General features: G+C 40.0%; 13 protein-coding genes. 12 read left to right on the top strand and 1 reads right to left on the bottom strand.

The window, feature by feature from the left end; all coding sequences use genetic code 11:
- The first annotated feature begins 175 nt into the window (after positions 1-175).
- Positions 176-2431, top strand: a complete 2256-nt coding sequence (locus tag R9C00_16245; GenBank protein WPO33254.1) for a PAS domain S-box protein — start codon at positions 176-178, stop codon at positions 2429-2431.
- 59 nt (positions 2432-2490) lie between these two features.
- Here R9C00_16245 and R9C00_16240 read toward each other — a convergent pair whose 3' ends face one another.
- Positions 2491-2997 carry a YkgJ family cysteine cluster protein gene (locus R9C00_16240; GenBank protein ID WPO33253.1) on the bottom strand — a complete coding sequence of 169 codons (507 nt, stop codon included), beginning with the start codon at positions 2995-2997 and terminating at the stop codon, positions 2491-2493.
- A 237-nt stretch (positions 2998-3234) separates the two neighbouring features.
- Between R9C00_16240 and R9C00_16235 the strand changes: the two genes are divergently transcribed.
- The 11 genes from R9C00_16235 (at position 3235) to R9C00_16185 (ending at position 22479) form a co-directional block, all read left to right on the top strand.
- Positions 3235-5928 (top strand): TonB-dependent receptor, encoded by a 2694-nt coding sequence (locus tag R9C00_16235; GenBank protein WPO33252.1) that lies wholly within the window; start codon positions 3235-3237, stop codon positions 5926-5928.
- 17 nt (positions 5929-5945) lie between these two features.
- A complete protein-coding gene (locus tag R9C00_16230; GenBank protein WPO33251.1) occupies positions 5946-7013 on the top strand; it encodes a DUF4249 domain-containing protein in 1068 nt (355 codons plus the stop codon).
- A gap of 36 nt (positions 7014-7049) precedes the next feature.
- Positions 7050-8711: a hypothetical protein gene (locus tag R9C00_16225; protein ID WPO33250.1), complete on the top strand. Its 1662-nt coding sequence runs from the start codon at positions 7050-7052 to the stop codon at positions 8709-8711.
- Positions 8712-8813: 102 nt separating this feature from the next.
- Positions 8814-9866: a DUF4249 domain-containing protein gene (locus R9C00_16220; GenBank protein WPO33249.1), complete on the top strand. Its 1053-nt coding sequence runs from the start codon at positions 8814-8816 to the stop codon at positions 9864-9866.
- 204 nt (positions 9867-10070) lie between these two features.
- The gene (locus tag R9C00_16215; protein WPO33248.1) at positions 10071-11492 is read left to right on the top strand and encodes a carbohydrate porin; all 1422 of its coding nucleotides are present in this window, start codon (positions 10071-10073) and stop codon (positions 11490-11492) included.
- Positions 11493-11774: 282 nt separating this feature from the next.
- Positions 11775-12926, top strand: coding sequence for a hybrid sensor histidine kinase/response regulator (locus R9C00_16210; GenBank protein ID WPO33247.1), 1152 nt, complete (start codon positions 11775-11777; stop codon positions 12924-12926).
- Between the two features lie 112 nt (positions 12927-13038).
- Positions 13039-13617 (top strand): RNA polymerase sigma-70 factor, encoded by a 579-nt coding sequence (locus tag R9C00_16205; GenBank protein ID WPO33246.1) that lies wholly within the window; start codon positions 13039-13041, stop codon positions 13615-13617.
- 98 nt (positions 13618-13715) lie between these two features.
- On the top strand, positions 13716-14735 hold the full coding sequence (locus R9C00_16200) for a FecR domain-containing protein (GenBank protein ID WPO33245.1): 1020 nt from the start codon (positions 13716-13718) through the stop codon (positions 14733-14735).
- Positions 14736-14856: 121 nt separating this feature from the next.
- Positions 14857-18522, top strand: coding sequence for a SusC/RagA family TonB-linked outer membrane protein (locus R9C00_16195; protein ID WPO33244.1), 3666 nt, complete (start codon positions 14857-14859; stop codon positions 18520-18522).
- A 345-nt stretch (positions 18523-18867) separates the two neighbouring features.
- Positions 18868-20505, top strand: coding sequence for a SusD/RagB family nutrient-binding outer membrane lipoprotein (locus tag R9C00_16190; GenBank protein WPO33243.1), 1638 nt, complete (start codon positions 18868-18870; stop codon positions 20503-20505).
- A gap of 75 nt (positions 20506-20580) precedes the next feature.
- Entirely contained in the window at positions 20581-22479 is a 1899-nt protein-coding gene (locus tag R9C00_16185; protein WPO33242.1) for a PA14 domain-containing protein, read from the top strand.
- Positions 22480-22523 lie beyond the last annotated feature (44 nt).

Genomic DNA, 22523 nt, shown 5'->3' with positions numbered 1-22523 from the left:
CGTTTCAGGTTGGGAATCGTTAATAGAATAGTGTCACTAGGTGGTTAATGTGAGTGCTAAATATTCTATATAGCGTTACTTACCTAGTTAAATTAAATAATTTGAGTGATGTTGTTTAATTTGTTTTTTCTGTTTTTTCAACCAGCATTAGCTCTTAAAACCCATTTTTAGGAAAATGATCAAAATTTCAAAATTCTTCAGTGCCCCAGCAGACTTAAAAAAGGTGCAAGACTCACTTAAAGGTCTTAAAGAAGATATTTCATCGGCAACATTATTTGTGAAAAAAATTGAGGATGGTGAATTGGATACACCATATCCCAATGTAGATGAGGATAAAGCAAGTGCAGATACTCTTTCTGGTGCACTGATTAATATGAGGAATCAGCTCAAGGTTCTCAATAAAACAGAAGAGGAGAGGAAGTGGATAACGGAAGGTTTGGCTTTATTTGGAGATGTGTTGAGAAAAAATCAGCAAGACTTGGATGAAACTTGTAGCCAAGTTATCAGCAACTTGGTGAAATATGTGAATGCAAATCAAGGAGCTATTTACATAGCTAATGAGGGAGAAAAAGTTTTGGACCAAAAAGCTTGCTATGCCTATGGGAGAAAAAAGCATCATCAAAAGCAAATCCTCTTTGGTGAAGGCTTGGTAGGGCAGGTCTTCTTGGAGAAAGAAACAATGCTATTGCTAGATGTTCCCAATGATTACATAAATATCACATCGGGTCTGGGGCATGCCGCTCCTAAAGCAATAGTGCTAGTTCCATTGAAAATAAATGACGATGTGTCGGGAATATTGGAGCTGGCATCGTTCAAGAATTTCGAATCATACCAAATTGATTTTTTAGAAAAATTAGGTGAATCGATAGCTTCGGTAGTCTCTACTATCCAGACGAATGAGAAAACACATCATTTGTTAGAAGAAAGCCAGCAACAGTCTGAAGCATTGAAAGCTCAAGAAGAGGAGCTGCGTCAGAATATGGAAGAGCTTTCGGCTACGCAGGAAGGAATCCAGCGTGCAATGAAAGAGGTACAGGATAAGGAGATATTCATGAACACAGTGATAAACTCTACTCCAGATGTCGTATTTGTGATCGATCATGAATACAAATTCAAGATGTTTAATACAGCTTTTTATGATCTGTGGAAAGGGCATAAGTCAGGGCTTAAATTAGGTGATAGTCTGTTGGAATTTTATAATAGCTCAACAGTGGATCATCATAAAAAAATATGGGATAGAGCATTGTCGGGAGAATTTATTGCTTTAAAAGAAAAGGTTGTAGTAGAAGGTCGAGATTATTTCATGCACGTGACCTACAGTCCTTTGAAAAATACAGAGGGAGAAATTACCAGTATTGCTGTTTTTTCTAAGGATCTTACCGAACAGGAGCTCCTCATCAAAAAAAATGAAGCTTTGCTGAAGGATAGCCAAGAGCAGGCTGAGCAAATGAAAGCTCAAGAAGAGGAGCTTCGCCAGAATATGGAAGAAATGGCTGCTACCCAAGAAGAAGTCCAAAGACAATCTCAAGGAATTGAAAGTCGCCTGCACGCTATAAATAACAGTGGTATAGCTACTATAGAATTTGACCTAAGCGGAAATATCATTAATGCAAATGAAATTTTTTTAACATTGATGGGCTATTCTCTAGAGGAAATTCGTGGGAAACACCACAGTATATTTGTTTCTGAAAACTATGCTAAATCGGAAGAATATCAAACATTTTGGAATGATCTAAAAACTGGTAAAGCTAAAACTGGGGAGCATGAGCGGATAAAAAAAGATGGGTCTCCAGCCTTTCTTCATGGTAGTTATTCTGCCATTAAGGATGCGAAGGGTTGCATAGTAAGTGTGCTCAAATTGGCGGTAGATATAACTGTGTCCAAAATAGCTCAACAAGAATTAGAGGAGCAGTTTTACCAAATAGAAGCACAGGGCGAAATGCTGAGCGATACGCTAAAAGCATTTAATGCTAAGGAAGAAGATTTGAATAATAAGCTAACTGCTACCGCAATGCAAAACCAGGAATTGGATGCAAGGTTGGTTGTTTTGAATGCAATATCCATTATTTCCGAATCGGATGAAAAAGGAATAATTACTTATGTGAATGAAAAGTTCTGTGAAGCTTCTCAATATACAGCTGAAGAACTTTTAGGCCAGCCTCATAGTATAGTTCGCCATCCTGATACTCCTAATTCGTTTTTTAAGGGATTTTGGGAAACTATTCAATCAGGAAATGATTTTAGGGGATACTTGAAGAATAGGAAAAAAGATGGCAGTGCTTATTATGTAGATATTATGGTGTCCCCAGTGTTGGACGATGATGGTAACCCGATTAAATATATTTCTTCGAAATATGTAATAGAAAATACAGAGCTAGCGGAGCAGCTTTTGGCAAAGCAAGAGGGGGAGTTGAAGAACATTGCAAAATAAGCTTTTGAGTAAACAAAAAAAGCGTAGTAGCCCATGACTTCTAAGAGTTGTGGGCTTTTTTATTTTCCTTTGCCAACTATCAACTTTTCACTTACAGCTTCAAGGATATGGAACACAGCGGGGCAATACATAGAGTTGGGTGCATGGAGATGGAGGTTCTGGGAAAACTCATAGGAATCTGTGTGAGGGTACTGCCGGCAGGCTTTGGGTCGAGCTTCGTAGATAAAGCAAGTATTGTCTTCTTGTAAAAAATGACAGGGACTTTGGTTCATCACTACGTCGCCGTCTTCATCGGTGGTAAGGTATTCTTTTTCGAAAGCTTGGACGCTCATGTTCAATGTTTTTGCCATTCTGGCTATGTCTGTTTTGTTTACCAGCGGAGGGATGCTTTTGCAGCAATTGGCGCATTCGAGGCAGTCCACTTTTTCAAAAACTTCTTCATGCTGCTCGTTTGCCAGTTGGTCTAGTTTCTTGCCCTTGTGTTGCTTTAATTTTTTTACAAGCTGTTTGTTTTGTTTTTTTGCACTTGTTTTTTTCTGCTTCCAAGCGCCTATCAATTCCCTCATTTTATAGCTGCTTTCATTTAAAAAGCCACAAAATTAGAACACTAGATTTTTTTTTGAAAATGAAAGCCTTTCATTCATATTCTTATTTCAAAAAATTATCAGTAAACTTGTGCTCCAAAACATAATACACCTTTTGCCTACCACCATCAACTCGAAATAGTAATCTACCGACCAACACTTTTTTAGTCAAGGAATAATCCTTGATAAACAACTCAATTACTTAAATTACACATGTATTTGAAAAAGATTCTTTTTCTCTGTACCCTGTACTTAGGTCTAGGATTGAGCTTTGCTTATGCCCAAAAAAGCAAAACGCTGATCGTAGAGGGTACTTTTGAAAACCAGCCCTTGCTCAACTTTTTGGAAAAGTTTGAGCAAACACACAACGTTAATTTTTTCTATCAAGAAAAGTGGTTGAAAGGAATTTCAATCAATGGAACATTCAATCAGGTTTCTTTGGAGCGCTTTTTTCCACAAGTGTTAAAAGACAGCAGGGTAAGAGCTGTCTTTTTCGATGAGCATTCGGTTGTTTTCCTCAAAGGTTCTTACCAGCAAAACCTTGCTTTTCAGCGTACAGCATCCCAGTCTAAAGTCTTCGATAAGCTGGTTGGTAATCCGGAAAAGCCTATTGGCGTTAGCGCAGAGTTAAGCGGTAAGGTACTGGATGGCGAGTCGGGTGAGCCTGTTTTGGGTGCCACGGTGCAGATTAAAGAACTGGGAAAGGGGGCGATCACTAAAATGGATGGCAGCTTTCAGTTTGAAGTTCCCGTAGGTGTGCACAAGCTTACAGTTGAATTTGTAGGAATGGAAACCGAAAAGGTAACCTTAGGGATTTTTGAAGATGGGGAAATAGAAGTAGAGCTTTTCCAAGCTGCGCTTCAGATGAACGAGGTAACCGTAACCGCCATAGCTGAGGATAATAATATCAGTAATGTGAATATGGGTGCTAACTTGCTTAATATAAGCTCAATAAAGAAAATGCCGGCGATGATGGGGGAGGTAGATGTGGTGAGAAGTTTGATTTTGTTGCCAGGTGTTTCTACTACGGGCGAAGCTTCTACAGGTTTCAACGTGAGAGGCGGAGATGTTAGCCAAAACCTGATCTTGATGGAAAATGCACCGATCTTTAACCCGAGCCACTTGTTTGGTTTTTTCTCGGTGTTCAACCCCGATGCGGTGGAAGATGTGAGCCTGTTCAAAGGAGCTGTACCTGCAAAGTATGGCGGCAGAGCCTCGTCTGTGCTAGATGTGAAGCAAAAAGATGGTAGCTACAAAAAGCTAGAAGGACAAGGTGGAGTAGGGATTTTAGCAAGTAGGCTATCGCTCAATGGACCTATAGTCAAGGATAGGGTTTCCTTTTTGGCAGCGGGAAGAATCGCATATCCCAATCTTTTTCTCAGTATGTTAGATGTGCCAGAGCTTAAAGAATCTTCGGCAAGTTTCTACGATTTCACGGGCAAACTTAATATAGTTACAGGAGAAAATAGTCAATTGAAAATCAACGGATATCACAGCAACGACGAATTCAAGTTGGGTTCGGACACGATTTATTCTTGGCAAAATTCTAATGCGAGTATCAAGTATAACAAAGCTTTTTCCGATAATTTCTTTATGGATTTGGTCGGTGTTTATAGCAAGTACAATTACGATGTCGATAATTCGGAAGAAGACAGAGGGTTTAACCTGAATTTTGGAATTGATTACATGAGCTTAGGTGCCGACTTTCAATATAATGCTGGAAAGCATACGATCTCGTTTGGGGCAAGTGCACTGAACCACACGGTTTCCCCAGGCAGTTTCACACCTTTGGAAGGCAATATTTCTATCGAGCCATTGTATTTGCCAGAAGAAAATGGGGTAGAAGCTGCGGTATATGTCAGTGACGAGATCAAGTTTTCTCAAAGCATCACCCTGAACCTAGGTTTGCGCTATTCATGGTTTGGGAATCTTGGTCCAGCTACAGTAAGCATGTACGACCCTGAGCAACCACGAATTCCTACCAATATCATCGATTCAAAAACATATAGCGACCTAGACTTGGTGCAAACCTATCAAGGATTAGAGCCGCGGATAGGTCTTCGAGTAGGCGTTGGTGCAACGAGTTCTATTAAAGTTGGGGCAAACCGGATGCGCCAATATCTCCACCTGATCACCAACAGCTCAAGCGTTACTCCACTGGACTTTTGGAAAGTGAGTGGTCCTTATCTCAAACCTCAAATAGCCGATCAGGTTTCTTTGGGATACTTCAGGAATTTCCGTAACGACAACGTGGAGTTTTCGATAGAAGGCTATTATAAAACCATTGAAAATGTAGTGGACTTCAAAAATGGGGCAGAGCTAGTTTTGAATGAGAGTATAGAGACTGTCTTGCTGCAAGGGCAGGGAAGAGCTTATGGTGTCGAACTGATGCTCAAGCGCAAGCAAGGCAGGCTCAACGGTTGGGTTGGTTATACCTACTCAAGATCAGAACGAAAACTAGCAGGTGATTTTTCCGATGAGGTTATTAATAATGGGGACTATTATCCTTCCAACTTTGATAAACCACACGACCTGACCATTGTGGCTAACTATGAGCTCAAAAAGAAAATTACATTGTCTTGTAATTTCACTTACAGTACAGGTAGACCAACTACAGCTCCTAATGCCCGCTATTTGATAGAAGATATCACCGTTGCCAATTATTCGAATCGCAACGAATACCGAATTCCAGATTACCATCGACTAGACGTATCCCTCACTTTTGATGGAAACCATAAGAAAAATAAAGTTTGGAAAGGAAGTTGGGTATTTGGGGTCTACAATGTGTATGGAAGGGAAAACCCTTATTCTGTCTTCTTCCAAAACAAACAGGGAGCGCCTCCTAGAGCTTATCAGCTTTCGATAATAGGAAGTGCTTTACCATCGGTCACCTACAACTTTACCTTCTTATAATCACAAAGCTCACAAAGATGAATATAAGGTTTATAAAAAAATATTTTTGGTTATTGTTGCCTTGTTATTTGCTGGCTACTTGCGTAAGTCCGGTCGATTTGAATGTAGTTTCTCTTCCGCCCACGCTTACAGTGAGCGGGTTGATAAACAACGATGGTACTTGCTTTGTAAGGCTGAATAGATCAACTACTTATGAACCAGATTTAACGCTGTTCCATGAGCCTGTCTTAGGCGCTCTCACATTTTTGCACAGTAGCAAAGGGGAGCAATATCCAATGTTCGAATACAATGAACCGGGTAAGTATGAGCTAAGTGAATTTATGGGTTTTACTGGGGAAGTAGGGGTAGAGTATTGGATACGTATTGAAATGGAAGATGGGAAAGTATATGAATCCAGACCAGAAATGATAAATGAAGTTCCCACTATCGGAGATGTTTATTATGAGATTGAGGATAGGCTTACGAAAAGCTTATCAGGTTTTGATATTACCATTTACGGGATGCAATTTTTTGTAAAAACTGAAGACCCGACCGAGACCAAAAATCAATATCGTTGGAGTTGGAATGCAACAAGAGAACTAAATACTGTAAAACCTCCTCCAAGTCTTGACCCATTTGACCCTCCAATAAATTGTTGTTTCCAATGCTGGATAGATTATTTTCCCAGTGAAGAAGTGACAATTTTTAGTGATGAGAGAAGTAATGGAAAAGTGATAGAAAAACAGCCAATTGTGTTTTTCAAATACGATAGCAATATGCCCAAGATGGAGCTTACTATCAGTCAATCTTCTCTTACAGCAGAGGCTTACCAATATTGGAAACAGGTGAAAAGTCAGCAAGAAAATACGGGCAGTGTATTTGAACCAGCACCCGCAACAATTTTGGGGAATGTGTATAATGTAGAAGACCCAGATGAGGTGGTATTTGGATGGTTTGGAGCTTCTGCCATTACCTATAAAAAAGTGCAACTCCAGAATATTTATATTGAAGAGGATTTACCAGGACAAAGCCCTGAGCCTATGGATTGTAGAACAATCCAAAACAGCACTGATGTAAGACCAGAAGACCCTTTCTGGGGGAATTAAACCTAAAGGGCATCAAAAAGAACTTAAAAAAACAGCATGAAAAAATTAGTAATCATATTAACTGTTTTCCTCCCGCTTCTTTGCAATGCACAAGCATCGGAAAGGGTGTACTTGCACTTGGCCAATGAGCTTTTTGTGCCTGGGGAAATAATTTGGTACGCTGCGTATTTACAACATAGTTTTGTAGAAGAAAATGAACAAAGCGCAATAATCCACCTTCAGATTGAGAACGAACAAAATGAGGTGGTTTTGTTCCAATCCAATAAGTTTAAGAGAGGAGAGCAAAGTTTGGATGGATATATTCTATTGTCAGATGAGTTTCCTACAGGAACCTACCGGCTTAGTGCTTTTACTTCTTACCAAAAGAAGACTTTTCCTACTTCCATTTTAACCACTTTTATCCAAGTAGTAACTGAGGATGAAATGCTTAAAAAGCTTGAGCTTGGAAATACCCAAACCGGAATTGTTGGAAATGGACTGGATAAGTTAAAAGTAACGGCCAAGCTAGAAAAGGAAAGCATGACAACACGGGGGAAAAACAAATTGACAATCAATTTGCAAAACAGAGAAGGAAAAGCTTTACAAGGTAGTTTTTCAGTAGCTATCAAACGTAAAAACTCATGGAAACGGACTGCTGCTACGCAAGTGCCTGCTAACATCAGTTCCTCGGCAGAGGGAAGTGCCCAGACTGAAAAATGGATTTGGATAAAAGGAAAGGTGAAAAGTGATTTTACATTTCATGATGACAGAGCAAATATCATCAGCTTTTATTCCCCGCTTCAGAATGAGGGGTATGAGTCGATGGTGGATAGGAATGGTAATTTTGCAACCTGGGTTTATGATTTTTATGGAGAGGATTACTTCTATGCATATTTGCCCGGAGAAGAAAAGTTAGAATTAGAGCTTTTTGAAAACGAATTTGTAAAAACGTCTTTATCCTCATCGGTAAAAGATGCTGCCATAGAAGATATTGAAGCGTTGAGGAAAAAGGTGCTTATAAGGGAGGTTAATGGGATTTATGGGATCTATCCATACGCGCAGGTTGAAAATATAGTTGATCGAGATCCATTAGAACCCAATCGGCTTTTTAAGCTAGAAGATTACACTGCTTTTGAAACCATGCCTGAGGTAGTGAAGGAAATCATCAATGGGGCGAGGGTTAAAAAGAAAGGAGATAATGACTATGAAGTCAGTATTTTTTCCGAAGACCAAAAAAAGTTTTTTGATGAAGAACCATTATTTATCATCGATGGTCAATTGACTTTTGATCCAAATGAACTAATGAACCTTTCCCCTCAAAAAGTAGATTGGATAGGGTTGATTATCAACTACGATTACCTAGGCGTTTTTCGTAAAATGGGGATAAATGGTGTAATGATAGTGCAAAGAAAAGAAGGAGAGGAAATAACTTTAAATAACAAACTGGCAAGTTTTGCTCTAAACGGCTTCCCTCATCCAAGGAAATTCATTTCAACTACCTACGAAACGCCTGATGAGCAAAATAGTAGACTACCAGATTTTAGATCACAACTTTTTTGGTCGGGAGTCAACACTATTGATGTGAATGGAGATGCTGAAGTAGAGTTCACCAGTTCGGATGAGAGTGGAGAGTTCTTGGTTGAAATTGAAGGGGTAACCGAAACTGGAATGCTTTTTAGTAAAGCCCTGCCCCTAAAGGTCTCAAAAGAAGGTTTGTAGTTAGTGAGTTACCAAGGGCTAAAAAAGGTACTGACTTGAGAGCACTTGTTTCAAGCTCACTGCATGAAATCTGCATTTAATAATTACAAACTTCACATCCTAATGAACAGTAAAAAAAGAGTATATAACCTGCTTTTATTGCTGCCAAGCTTTTTGCTGGCTACTTGTGTAAACCCAGTAGATCTTAATGTAGTATCCATACCTCCGTTACTAACAGTAGATGGTTTGATCAACAATGATGGAATGGCTAGGGTAAAGCTTACCTATTCGACTTCGTTCGATCCTGATTTGACGAATCAGAATTATCCTGTGACAGATGCTATTGTTTTTTTAAATAACAGTTCGGGAGAGCAATACCCTTTATTTGAGTATGAATTTGGAATTTATGAACTCGATAGCAATGTATATAAAGGTGTAATTGGTGAAGAATATTGGGTTTCTATCGAAACGGAGGATGGGGAGCTCTATGAGTCGCGCCCTGAAAAGTTGAATGCTGTTCCTGATATAGAAGAAATATATTTCGAAATTGAAGATAGGCTTACGAAAAGTTTTTCAGGTTTTGATCTTACTATTTATGGGATGCAATTTTTTGTTAGAACCAATGACCCGTTCGAAACTCGAAACCATTATCGTTGGGACTGGACAGCTAAGAGAGAAATAAACACAGTGGCTCCCCCTCCAGAACCTGGTGCGTCACCTATCACTTGCTGTTTTCAGTGTTGGGTAGATTACTTTCCAAGCAAAGAGGTTACCATTTTGAGCGATGAGCGCAGTAATGGAAAAAGTATCAAAAAACAACCGATTGTATTTTTAGAGTATGACTCAAACATGCCTAAAATGGAGTTAGTAGTAAGTCAATCGTCTCTAACAGCTGAAGCCTATGAGTTTTGGAAACGGGTAAAGCAACAGCAAGAAAATGCGGGGAGTGTTTTTGAGCCTGCACCTGCTGCTATTATAGGGAACATCTATAATGTAAATGATCCAGACGAAGTGGTTTTTGGATGGTTTGGGGCTTCTGCCATTACCTATAAAAAAGTGCAGTATCGCAATATAGATATCCCTTTTCAGAATGGGTCAAGCCCAGAAGGTGTCGATTGCAGAAGCCTCAAAAATAGTACAGATGTTATGCCTGAAGATCCTTTTTGGTGGTATTAGTTCAGTGGATATTTACCAATTTCTTAGTTAAAAGTAAAAACAGGAACAAAACCTTTTATGGGTTTTGTTCCTGTTTTATGTATCAGTACTTAGTTTTACGCCCAAGTAAAAAAAGCTTGGGTATTTTTATTGAATGTTTTTAACATAGAATACAGTGTTTTTTTGTAACTAATGCCTATCATTTTTCACCTTCACTTAAAATCAATGAAAAAAACTACTATACTACTTGCCTCAATTGCTTTAATGCTACTCGCAGTGCCGCTGTATGCACAACCAATTGCGGTCAATAATATCACACAAAATTTTACTTTTGGTAGCTATGGAAGGATAGGGGCAAGCTGGACGCCTGAAAACCTCAGCTCAATAGGCAGACGCTTGAATCTCAATAATATGGGCAGTATAGGTGGTAGGATGGAAGAGCAAGATTACCTAGAATTTGCCGCTGGTTATCATATGAAACCTGTGGTAGCCGGCGATTCTGTGCAAATCAATATACAACTGAGAACTTCTGTGTATTCCCGAAGCCTAAGCTTGTTTGGAAGAAGCTCTACGAGCAGTGCCGGTGGCCTGACTATCGCTTTGCCCGAAATGTACCTTGAAGCAAAGGATATTTTCAGAAAAGGACTGAATATGTGGATAGGCGCAAGGCTATACAGAGGGCCAGATCTGCATATGGCAGATTATTGGTACTTCAACGACCACTCGGGGCAAGGTTTCGGTATTGAATACAAGAAAAACCGCTTCCATATGAACTTCGTATCGGAAACAGATACAAGTAGCAATGTGCCTCCTTATTTTTATGTAAATATTAAAACGGGTACACCTAGCTTGGAGCTGAGGGAACGGGTTGTAATGACTTATGAAAGAGATATTACGCCCAACAAAGACAACCTCATCACACTTTTGGGAGAGTTTCACCGACTTTCAGACCCTGGCCAAACAAATATTGGTGATACGCTGGTTATTGACTATCCCGCCGATTTTGGTTGGGTGTTGGGGGCAAGACACCAAAGAACTCTCAATGGGTTTTTGCCTGGCTCGTTCAACCATTTTTCGGTGAGGTATGGAAAGCGGATTGCCAATGGGGGAGATGGTGGTAACTCCCAAACGTTTTTGACATTTGGTGCACCCGATTTTGACACAGATGATTTTGAAAGAGCCTATTCTTGGCATATAGTAGAGCAAGTATTGCTCAACCTTACCAAAAAGTTTAGCCTCAATGCGTATGGGATTTACAACCAGAGCAGAGGGGCGGCACCTACCAAGGGCGAGTCGGAAACATATTTCGGAAGGAAAGTTTTCAATTACAAAGAAGACCTCACCTTTGGGGTAAAAGGGGTCAATTATATCAGTGATTATTTCCACTGGCAGACCGAACTCCATTACTCACAACGGAAAGATGGCGAACAGGATTGGTACAGGATGTGGAAGCTTAGCTTGGTGCCTACCGTAGCGGTGCGAGGGGAGAGAAGTGTTTGGTCCCGTCCTCACTTACGTTTCATTTATTCGCTTGCCCGGTACAACGACCTTGCCCGCGATAATTTGTATTCGCCATATTTAGGGCTAGTCGGCGCTGAGAAATGGGGTCACTATTTTGGTGTGAGAGCTGAGTGGTGGACTTGGTAATAAAGCTTATTATCATGGGAAATAACAAAAAGGAGATAGCTATTACTACCTCCTTTTTGCATTATGCAAGAATTAATAGGAGTAATTTCCTCTTTTGAAATAAAAAATTCTAAATATCTGTGAATAGTGTATATCTTTGGAATGCTTGTTAATTAAGGCGGTTTTGACACTAACTCAATTAATTTTATCAACAATTTTGACATAAGGTGCTGAACGCCAAACTTATGGTTACTATTTACCGAATTATTCGGTAGCGAATATGCTTAGCATAAACACGAATCTATGACCTACACAATTTTACTAGCAGATGACGAACAGGCATCTTTAATGACCAACTTGACTTTTCTCAAAGAACTTGGGGAAAATCATTCAATTATTGGAGCTCCTGATGGAGAAAAAGCGTTGGAACTGGTAAAGCTTAAGAAACCAGACTTAGTGCTTTCTGACTGGATGATGCCCAAAATGACGGGTATGGAGCTGTTATCTGCTTTAAAAAGTGATCCGGAAACCAAGGATATTCCAGTTATAATGGTGACGGCAATGGTCACTTCCAAAGATTTGGAAAAAGCTTTTGATGAAGGGGCTACAGATTACATCACCAAGCCGGTAGATAAAATTGAGCTTTTGGCAAGGGCAAGGGCTGCGCTTCAATCTTATACGTATTACAAAGAAATGAAAAGGCAGAAGGAAGAGCTTTCTGTCATGAACAACCAGCTTACCCGGGCGGAAAAGAACCTTGAGGAACTCAATAATTTGAAAGATGTATTCTTCAGTGTGATATCCAATGATCTCAAGCAACCTCTTTATTCCCTCACTTCCTTTGTAGACCTTCTTTGCAAAAATATCAATAATTTTTCGAAGGAAGAAATGCGCTATGTAGCCGACAACCTTAAGGTTTCTCTCTACAGCGTAAACACCTTGCTCAATAGCCTTAAGAAATGGACGGAGCTGGAAAAGCAGCAGGAAGCACCTGTTATAGTTCAGGAAAACCTCTATAAAATTACCGATGAGAGCATAGAGCAGGTAAAGCACACTTTTGAACAAAAAGTAATAAGGATTAATAACCTAATAGATCCAGAGCAAAGTATAAAAACCCATAAACCAACCTTCCAGTCTATCATCAGTATTTTGCTGGAAAGTGCGGCTAAATTTGTGGTAGAGCGAGGTGATTTTAATATTACTTCCAAGATCAATACAGACTTTATAGAAGTCGATTTTGAGATACCTGGCTTCCAAGTCAAAGACATCCATATCTCAAACTTGTTCGACTTGTCCTATTACATGGATAACGAGATCCAATTTTTTGAAAAAGGCTCGGGCTTAGGTTTCGTGCTCAGCAAAATGTTGCTCAACAGGGTAGGAGGCAAAATCGACATCGATCACAAAGGAGGGAAACCTGTTTTGTTCAAAATTTCCTTGCCCCATATGTATTGATATTGTTTGTAGATTGTTTGTTTTTGTGCATTAATACAGTTAATGTAAAGTTAACTGTACGGTAAATGCTCTTTCCTAATAAAGCTTTTCTTTTGGGCAAAGATTTTAACCTATGGCCACAAAAGAAGCAGTACTTATTGAGCTTATCAAAGAAGGTGACCATGAAGCCTTCAATAAATTTTATTGCAAGTACAAAAGTCCGCTCTATCGCTTTTGCCTATCCCTTTTGAAAGATAAAGGAGAGGTGGATCAAATTGTGCAAGACATTTTCATTTCCGTCTGGACAAAAAGAGAAGGTCTCGATAGCTCCCAAAATATTTCTTCTTATCTATTTACCATTGCAAAAAACAAAATCTTCAATCATTTTAGAAATATAAAAAGGTCGGAAAGCAAACGGGTCGATCTGTGGAGCATGATTGAAGAACTTCAAGTTTTGGAAACGGAAAATATTGCTGAAACTGAAATAGAGTACCAATTATTGCAAAAAGCGATTGAAGACCTTCCTCCTCAGCGAAAATCAGTATTTGAAAAAAGTATAAGTGAAGGCAAGTCTTACAAAGAAATAGCTGATGAACTACAAATATCTCCCAACACAGTAAGAAACCACTTGGCAAAAGCTAGGCTGGAATTGAAGCAGTTTCTTAAACTCTCCATGGAAATAAATGCAGTTCTGTTCTTATTCTTCCTTTAAAAGTCCTTTTTAGTTAAACAATCCTTCACGGTTTCTTTACACACTTCCAGTAGTACATAGGGCTAGGTATGGGGTATTACCCATGAAAAGCTTGAATTATGAAGTCGAAGAATGCGTTGGACAACCACTTGGTAAAGTATTTAAATAATAAACTCTCCAAAGATGAATTTGATGAGTTTATCAATGGGTTTGAGGATCCCTTGGTAGAAGCTAAATATGCTCTCTTTTTAGAAGGGTATTTTGAGCAACTTCTTGCCCAAAAAGAAATTACTGATGGAGAAAAGAAGGCGGAGCTAAGCAAAGAAGCAGCGATGCTTACAGGTGCTATAGCTAAGGGCAATCAGCGTTATTTTTTGAGAAAATACAGTCGTGCTATTGGTGTGGCTGCATCCATTTCTTTGGTTTTCATTTCCGTCCTCATGTTCAGGTTGCTCAATTATGGAGGAGAGCTTCGGCAAGTCGAGCTTATTGAACAAGTGACCTTGGGCGGGGAAAAATCTGTAGTAGAATTGCCAGATGGCAGCATCGTGAACATGAATGCTGGGAGCAAGCTTACCTATCCCAAGAATTTCTCTTCAACACATAGAACTGTCAGCCTAGAAGGCGAAGCATTTTTTGATATAGCCAGAGATACGCTCAAGCCTTTTCATATCCAAACCAAAGACATGGAAGTAAAAGTGCTGGGCACATCTTTTAATGTCTCGGCTTATCCTGAAGAGGATGAAACTGCTGTGGCCGTAAAATCTGGAAAAGTTGCTGTGGCCCATCAGTTATCGGAGAAGTCTCATTTTTTGGTCAAAAACCAATTGTATGTTCTTGATAAAACAACTGGGGAGAGCAGCGTATTTGAACGGTCGATAGAACAAGAATTACTTTGGATGAGCGGTGTGCTAACGTTTGAGCATAGTCCTTTCCCCAAAGTGAAAAGGATGCTAGAGCGCTGGTATGATGTTGAAATATACATCACAGATAATGAGATCAACAGCTACAAACTCACGGGTACTCATGCAAATGAGAATATATTGGCGGTGCTTGAGAGCTTCAAGTTTGCACTTGATATTGATTATAAAATAGAAGGAAGGAAAGTCATCCTTTCTAAAAATATACATGACCAATAAACCTTTCACATTATTAACTAAAAAAAATGCCACTAGCCGAAGTACTAAAATTTGGCGGTTTCAGACTTCGGTTTCGTGGCAAATGCTTTTTAATCAACTGTTTAAAAAACGATTTAAAATTATGAAACAATTATTACTTGAGGAAAAAAAAATCAAGCATCTGCTGTTATTGCTGCTTTTCTTCTGGGGAGTAGTGGGCAACGCTCAAGCTGCTCCAGGCAATAACGAATTAAAAGAAGTCAAAATCCAAGTGCGGAATTATAATGGTTCGGTTAATTTAGTATTTAAAGAAATTACAAAAAAGACAGGGTTTTCATTTGTGTACGAAGATGGAATAAGCCCTCTTCTTTCAAAAAACATCAATATCCAAAGAAAAGGAAATCTGTATGACCTGTTGGTTGAAGTTGCCGTTCAAGCTAACCTTGATTTCAAAGCAATTAACAAAACAATTATAGTTAAAGGGAAATCGATTCAGCAAAAATCTCCTGTACAGGCTATCAAAGTATCGGGAAAAGTTATTTCTGAAGAAGATAGTGAGGGTCTTCCCGGTGTGAACATTCTTATAAAAGGGACTACTATCGGTACTATTTCTGATATTGATGGAAACTATTCGCTTAATGTTCCTAACCGAGAAGCCGTTTTGGTTTTTAGTTCTGTAGGTTTTATCCCGCAAGAAGTGCCAGTTGGCTCACAAACAGAAGTGAATATCAACCTTGCAGCCGATGTGAAAGCTTTGCAAGAGGTAGTGGTAACTGCTTTGGGCATCGAACGTGAACAAAAATCTTTGGGCTATGCGGTAGGCAACGTAGATGGCGGAGACCTTACTCATGTTAACCAAGAGAATGTATTGAACTCTTTGGCGGGGCGTGTGCCTGGCGTGGTAATCAACTCAACTGGAGGCTCAGCTGGATCATCGGTGAGTATGATCATCCGTGGTGCTACTTCTCTAAATAGCGACAACCAACCTTTGTACGTAATTGATGGAGTACCTGTAAATAGCTCGCTCAATAACACTCAGGAAATTGGAAGGAGAAATGTGGTAGATTATGGTAATGCAATTTCTGACATCAACCCTGATGATATTGAAAACATTTCGGTGTTGAAAGGGCCAAGTGCAGCTGCTTTGTACGGTTCAAGAGCGGGTAATGGAGTAGTGCTCATTACCACCAAAAAGGGAAAGAAAAGTAACGGGCTGGGAGTTTCTGTTAACTCAAGTACGGTGTTTGACAGACCTTACAAGTTTTTAGATATGCACAACACGTTTGCCACAGGCGAGCGCCCTTATACTCCCGATAGCAACCCATTTTCTGGACCTTTGGAGATAAACGAAGGTTCTTCGGCATGGGTAGGCCCTGAGCTGGACAAGGGCTATAGTGCTGTGCAATGGAACAGTAAGTTAGACGAAAATGGTGATCCGATACCATACGAGTTGACTTCCCATCCTGACCGTTACAAGGATTTTGTGCAAACGGGAATTACTTCGACCAACAATATCGCTATTGCCAATATTGATGATCAACTTTCGTACAGGTTGTCTTTTACCAATATGACCAACAGGGGTATCATTCCAAACTCGGACTTATTCAGAAACACCTTAAACATCAATACAAAATACCAGCTTACCAAGAAGGTGTTTATTGGTGCAAATGTGAATATTGGCAGAAGCAATTCGAACAATAGACCAGCGGGAAACAGAGGAGCTAATCCGTTGCAAGCTATGTATGACGTTGCTCCCCATATCGATATGAAGGACTTGGAGCAATATTGGGTACCTGGCCAGGAAGGAATTCAGCAACGCTCGCAAGCGATAGGCGATTACAACAACCCTTACTTTTTGGCTTATGAGGCAAACAATGCTTTTGTAAGAAACAGGGTATTTGGAAATTTGAATGCACAGTGGGATATCACAAACGAACTTAGTGTAAGGGCTAAGTATTCTCACGACCAATTTAATGAGCAAAGAGAAACTAAAATAGCCAAGAGTTATACTGAAGATGCAAATGGTATTTATGGCTTAGCAAACCTTTCGAGGCTGGAAAGAAATACTGAGTTGTTGCTTTCTTACAACAAAAAGGTTGGGGTTTTTGATGTGATGGCTTCTTTAGGAGGAAACATGATGTACCAGCATGGTACCAATGTAACCAATCAAACCCAAAGTAGAGGGCTTGGCTTGATCACACCAGGGTTGTACAATCTTTCAAATATTCACCCCGATGCGCTACAATCTAGCAGCTACTGGTACGAGAAAGCTATTTACAGTGTATTTGGAATGGCTTCTTTTGGCTTCAAAGACATGCTCTACCTTGATGTAGCAGGAAGGAACGATTGGTCGAGTACGTTACCCGAAGAGAACAGGTCATATTTCTACCCTTCTGTTTCTATGAGTGCTCTAATAAATGAAATGGTAGACTTGCCAAGTTCATTCAATCTGATTAAAGTAAGAGCTGGTTGGGCACAGGTTGGTAACGATACTGATCCTTACAAGCTTGATCCAGTACTTTCAAATGTAGACGCTTGGGGCAATGTAACCCGTTTGGCAGTTCCATCTAGCCTGCTTACTCCTGACTTGAAGCCAGAAAGGGCAACTTCTACTGAAGTAGGTATTGATTTAGGCTTTTTCCAAAGTCGATTGAGGTTTGAAGGAACGTATTATACCTTGGAAAATGAGAACCAGATTTTGCCTATTGGCATTCCTATCGAATCGGGGTATTCAAGCAAGCAGATCAACGCTGGCTTACTTTCAAGCAAAGGTTGGGAATTGATGTTGGGGGTTACGCCAATTCAAAATTCTGACCTTGTTTGGGACTTGAACTTCAACTTGACCCAAAACAGAACTAAGATTGAGAAATTAACAGAAGGAATTGAACGCTACGTACTATGGACTGATGCAAAAGGTGGGGCATGGACTTTTGAAGGTGAGACTATCGGCGATATTTACGACAGAGAGTTGGTAACTGTAGAAGATCCAAATTCTCCTTATTTTGGATACCCAATTCTAGATGAAGATGGTGGCTGGAATGATATCAACGCTGAGCAAACCAAAAACAAAATTGGTAATTTCAATCCAGACTTTATTCTTGGGATGCAGACTTCTGTTTCATACAAGAGTTTTACTCTTACTGCCAGCTTCGACTGGAGAAATGGAGGCGAATTTGTTTCTCAAACATATCGTTACGGAGAGTCCGATCTTCATTCCCAACGCTTCATCGACAACACTATTAAGTACGATGGAGACCCTGCTGATCTCCCTCAGTACTTGAAAGACAATGCTGATCAATTGATCATAGATGGAATCAATATAGTAGGTGGACCGACTGCCGATCTGGGTGGGTTCGAACATACCGAAGGTGGGATTACACTTAACGATGGGGTTTTCAACCCAGGTGTGATCGAAGAGTTTGACGACGAAGGGAATTTCGTAGGCTATAAGGAAAACCTTGGTGGGGAAGGAACGAAGTACATCCGCTTCCAAGATAACTACCCATGGAGCTTTACCAAACCTGCTTTGTTCGATGCTTCTTTCATCAAACTTAGAGAGGTTTCATTGAGCTATTCTTTACCAAAAGCCATGCTTGCCAAAGCAAAAATCCAAAATGCAACGGTATCTCTTTTCAGCAGAAATATCATGATATGGACAAAGGCAAAAGTTGGTATAGACCCAGAAATGGCTTTCCAGCCAGAAGCTGGAACACAAGGGAGCGGCAGTACTTTCAAGCAGGGCATCGAGCGCTACAATGTAACTCCATGGGTGATGCCGGTAGGAGCCAAGTTATCTCTTAATTTCTAAGGATCAATTTCAATTATATTGTAAGCTAAGTATTCGGTGATTTTTGAAATCCTTTGTTTTTACTCTAATTAAAAGTTGCCAGTTGCTAGTTTCTTGTTACTAGTTTTCAAAAGGAAAAATGTTAGAACATGTATTTTAAACGGATTTTAATTTCTGAGTTTCAACTTTTATGATATCAGGATGTACATCTTGGAATTCGTGATTAGAAAACTCAGAGCCAGAAACCAGTAACTCGAAACCAGAAACCGTCACTAAGATCTATAAATAGGGGTAATGAGCGAATATAAGAGCTCAATAATTTAGCTACACTGATTAATATTCTTTGAAGTAAAAAATAATACAAAAATGAAATCATTTAATAAAAATATACTTGCAACCATAGTTCTAGTTGCATTGCTTTTTTCCTCTTGTAAAGACCTTACAGAGCTGAACTTGAACCCTAATGGGATTCCTCCTTCATCTGCTAATCCAAACTTTTTGCTCTCCACCGTTTTGAGTGAAACAGGTAAAACCTATGTAAACCTAGGCTTTGGTGACTTGGCAGGTGTGATGCAGCATACTCAAAAAGATGCTTGGGCTACCGGGCACAACGACTATGACTGGTCGGACCAAAGCTGGAGCTTTTATTACAATACTCTCAGAACTAACCAAAAGGCGTATGTAAATGCAGAAAATTTGGGCTGGGAGTTCCAAATGGGTGTTTCCAAAGTGATGGAAGCTTTCTTGTTTGGGCAAATTGCCGACCTATGGGGAGATGCTCCTTATACTAATGCACTCAATGGCAACCTTGGCGGTGAAGACAACTTATTGCCAGCGTACGATTCCCAAGAAACGATTTACAAAGGAATCATCGAAACCTTGAAAGAGGCAAGTGTCTTACTTTCTAAAAATAAGGATGAATATACAGCTACCATGGGCGATGCAGATTTGTATTTGCACGATGAGCCAATGATGTGGAGAAAATTTGCCAATTCTTTGCTACTTAGGTATTACATGAGGTTCTCGGAGAAAGATCCAAGTTTTGCCAAAAGTGGAGTGGAAGGGATTTATGCTTCGGGTGTGTTTATTAGTGATAATTCTGAAGATGCCATGATGGATTTTGTGGGCAATAGCGCTGCCGACTCTTGGCCATCTAACTGGGTGTACGATGCAAGTGGAAGTGGGTTCAGAAGAATAAAAATGTGTGGGACGATTGTAGAAACGCTTCAAGGGCTGAGCGATCCGAGGTTGAGTGTTTGGGCTAATAAAGTAGAAATTCCATTGGTAGTTGATGCTTCATTGCCTGCTGGAACCGATGAGGTGAGGGAAGATGGTAAAAGATACATACATCCTGATATGATCCCCGCAGAAACACTTTACGATACCGACGATGAATACGTGGGCATTCCTCCGAGCATAGGTGCAAACCCATCTTGGTACAATTTAAACCCAACTCCGGGTCAAAACTCATACAATCCTCATGTATCGTATTTGAACGATATCTACAAAGATGCTAACGGAGAGCTTTTGAAAGCTCGTTTGATTTCGGCTACTGAGGTAAGTTTCCTATTTGCAGAGGCTGCGCTAAAAGGGTGGAGCACCGGCGATGCCAAAACTCATTATGAAGCGGCTGTCAAATCATCTTTCGAATTTTGGGGTGTGGTTGATGATTACGATGCGTATATAGCCCAAGCAGAAGTTACATTTGACAATTCTTTGGAGCAATTGATGACTCAAAAATGGATTGCAAGCTGGGGTTCGGCTACAGAGTCGTGGAGTGATTACCGCAGAACGGGCTTCCCCCAGTTAGAAGCTGGACCAAAAGCCAAGAGGGAAAAGCTACCAGTAAGGTTCTACTACTCTAGCGATACGAGGGATAAAAACCCTACGAATTTCGAAGCGGCACTGGAAAATCTTGAAGAAACAAACTATTCCAGAACAGACGGAAAAAACAGTGCTTGGTCTAAGCCTTGGTTGCTCCAAGGCATGAACAATCCGTGGTAATATATTTAACTTTATCAAGTATGGCGGGGGGCGTTTTGCTCTCCCGCTTTTTTCATTTCAACAACCTCTGATCTTATGAAAAAAACGTTACTCTTTCTTTTCTTCCTCTTGTTGGGAAAAGTTTATGCCCAAGATGCTATTTTCAAAAGCGAAGTAGAAACAGCAAAGAAACCGTGGACCAATACCCAGTTTTACAATAACCCAGCTAATTTCCAATTTGCCATTGTTTCGGACAGAACGGGAGGAGCAAGACCGGGGATATTTGAAAAAGGAATTGACAAGCTCAATTTAATGATGCCTGAGTTTGTGGTGAGCGTAGGAGATTTGATCCAAGGCTATACCCAAGATTCAACTCAAATAAACAAAGAATGGGAAGAAATGAATGGTATTATAGGCAGATTGAAAGTGCCTTTTTTTTACCTGCCCGGCAACCATGATATTTCCAACAAAACGATGCAGCTAGAATGGGAAAAGCGTTATGGAAGGCGGTTTTACTCCTTTACCTACAAAGATGTGTTGTTTGTAATTATGGATAGCAACGACGACGATGACTTCAATATTTCTGAAGAGCAGCGTGATTATGTGCTCAATACCATAGCTGAAAACAAAGATGCAAAATGGACTTTTTTATTGGTACACCACCCCATTTGGAACTACGATACCAAAGGACGTTTCAAGGAAATAGAAGATGCAATAGCTGATAGAAAATACACGGTTTTGGCAGGGCATACCCACCATTACCTTCACGAGAAAAGGTTGAATCATAATTACTATGTGTTGGGTACAACGGGTGGTGGCAGTGCTTTGCGGGGTCACAGGTTTGGAGAGTACGACCATATTACTTGGGTAACTATGGCGGATGAAGGGCCGGTGATGGCAAACCTTAAGCTCGACGGCGTGCTGGATCATGATATCAGCAATGCTGAAACGAGAAAGTTGGCTGATGCAATGCTTGAAAATACTTCTTTTGAACATTTGCTTCTTACCAATGAAGGGGAGGCGTTTGAGGAAGGAACGCTTTATTTGAAGTTCAAAAACAAATCAGAAAACAAGCTTTTGATAGACCTGTCTTTTTTCCACCAACACAAATTTGAAATCAGTCCGTCCAAAAGTACTATTGAACTTGAGCCAAGTTCTGAAAAGACCTTTGAAATAACTTTAGCATCTTCTACACCGCTGAGCCAAGACGAAAAAGCATTGCTTCAGTTCCACTGGGAAATGAAGTTTGAGAGAGAAGATTATTCTGACTTAAAACTTGAAGGAGATAAGGTGATCAAACTAGAAGCAAGCGAGCCCGATTACTTTTTCCCAACAACTGATTTGTTTGCCGATAACCAGGAAATTAGCATCAATAACCCGTTTGATGAAGCGAAGGTGTTTTACTCAGTTAATTCTGAATCTGTAGATAAACCCTACAATGGAAGTGCAATTCCGATAGATGAAACTTCAAGTGTTGGTTTCCAATTAAAAAATGGGAAGGGGCAAGTGTCCAAGGCTTTCTTTAAGGACTATAAAAAAGCGACTTACTTAAAAGCGGTTAAAAAGAAGAAAAACATCAAAGGGCTGAGCTATAAATACTACGAGGGAATGTGGGGGGAAGATAGTATTCCAAACTTTGAAAACCTTAAAGTGGTGAAAGAAGGGGTTGCGAAGGACTTCGACGTACGGTTGATAGCAGATAGAAGCGATGAGTTTGGGCTCGTGCTGGAAGGATACATTGAAGTGCCCGCCGATGCGCTTTACCAATTCAGGTGTAGGGCAGATGAGTTCGGGAAATTTTATGTTCATGATCAATTAATTTCAGATGATCATTATCGCGCCATTCCCGGATCAATTGCCTTGAAAAAAGGATTGCACCCGATCAAGATCGAATTTGTGGAAACAGATGGGAATCAAAAACTCCGTTTGGATTACCGACTAGCCGATGACCAGCGATGGGAAAGTGTTGATTTCAATATGCTTTTTATTAAATAACTTATACCGATTTTTATCAAACAGCTTAAATTATTCACAAAATC

The organism is Flammeovirgaceae bacterium SG7u.111 (assembly GCA_034044135.1).
GTDB lineage: Bacteria > Bacteroidota > Bacteroidia > Cytophagales > Flammeovirgaceae.
This window is presented reverse-complemented; position numbering and strand designations above follow the sequence as displayed.

What these genes read in the sequence shown, in the direction of transcription:
- R9C00_16185 (WPO33242.1), top strand. Translation starts at nt 20,581, where the DNA reads ATGAAAAAAACGTTACTCTTTCTTTTCTTCCTCTTGTTGGGAAAAGTT.
- R9C00_16200 (WPO33245.1), top strand. Translation starts at nt 13,716, where the DNA reads ATGAAGTCGAAGAATGCGTTGGACAACCACTTGGTAAAGTATTTAAAT.
- R9C00_16225 (WPO33250.1), top strand. Translation starts at nt 7,050, where the DNA reads ATGAAAAAATTAGTAATCATATTAACTGTTTTCCTCCCGCTTCTTTGC.
- R9C00_16220 (WPO33249.1), top strand. Translation starts at nt 8,814, where the DNA reads ATGAACAGTAAAAAAAGAGTATATAACCTGCTTTTATTGCTGCCAAGC.
- R9C00_16240 (WPO33253.1), bottom strand. Translation starts at nt 2,997, where the DNA reads ATGAGGGAATTGATAGGCGCTTGGAAGCAGAAAAAAACAAGTGCAAAA.
- R9C00_16195 (WPO33244.1), top strand. Translation starts at nt 14,857, where the DNA reads ATGAAACAATTATTACTTGAGGAAAAAAAAATCAAGCATCTGCTGTTA.
- R9C00_16210 (WPO33247.1), top strand. Translation starts at nt 11,775, where the DNA reads ATGACCTACACAATTTTACTAGCAGATGACGAACAGGCATCTTTAATG.
- R9C00_16245 (WPO33254.1), top strand. Translation starts at nt 176, where the DNA reads ATGATCAAAATTTCAAAATTCTTCAGTGCCCCAGCAGACTTAAAAAAG.
- R9C00_16205 (WPO33246.1), top strand. Translation starts at nt 13,039, where the DNA reads ATGGCCACAAAAGAAGCAGTACTTATTGAGCTTATCAAAGAAGGTGAC.
- R9C00_16230 (WPO33251.1), top strand. Translation starts at nt 5,946, where the DNA reads ATGAATATAAGGTTTATAAAAAAATATTTTTGGTTATTGTTGCCTTGT.
- R9C00_16190 (WPO33243.1), top strand. Translation starts at nt 18,868, where the DNA reads ATGAAATCATTTAATAAAAATATACTTGCAACCATAGTTCTAGTTGCA.
- R9C00_16215 (WPO33248.1), top strand. Translation starts at nt 10,071, where the DNA reads ATGAAAAAAACTACTATACTACTTGCCTCAATTGCTTTAATGCTACTC.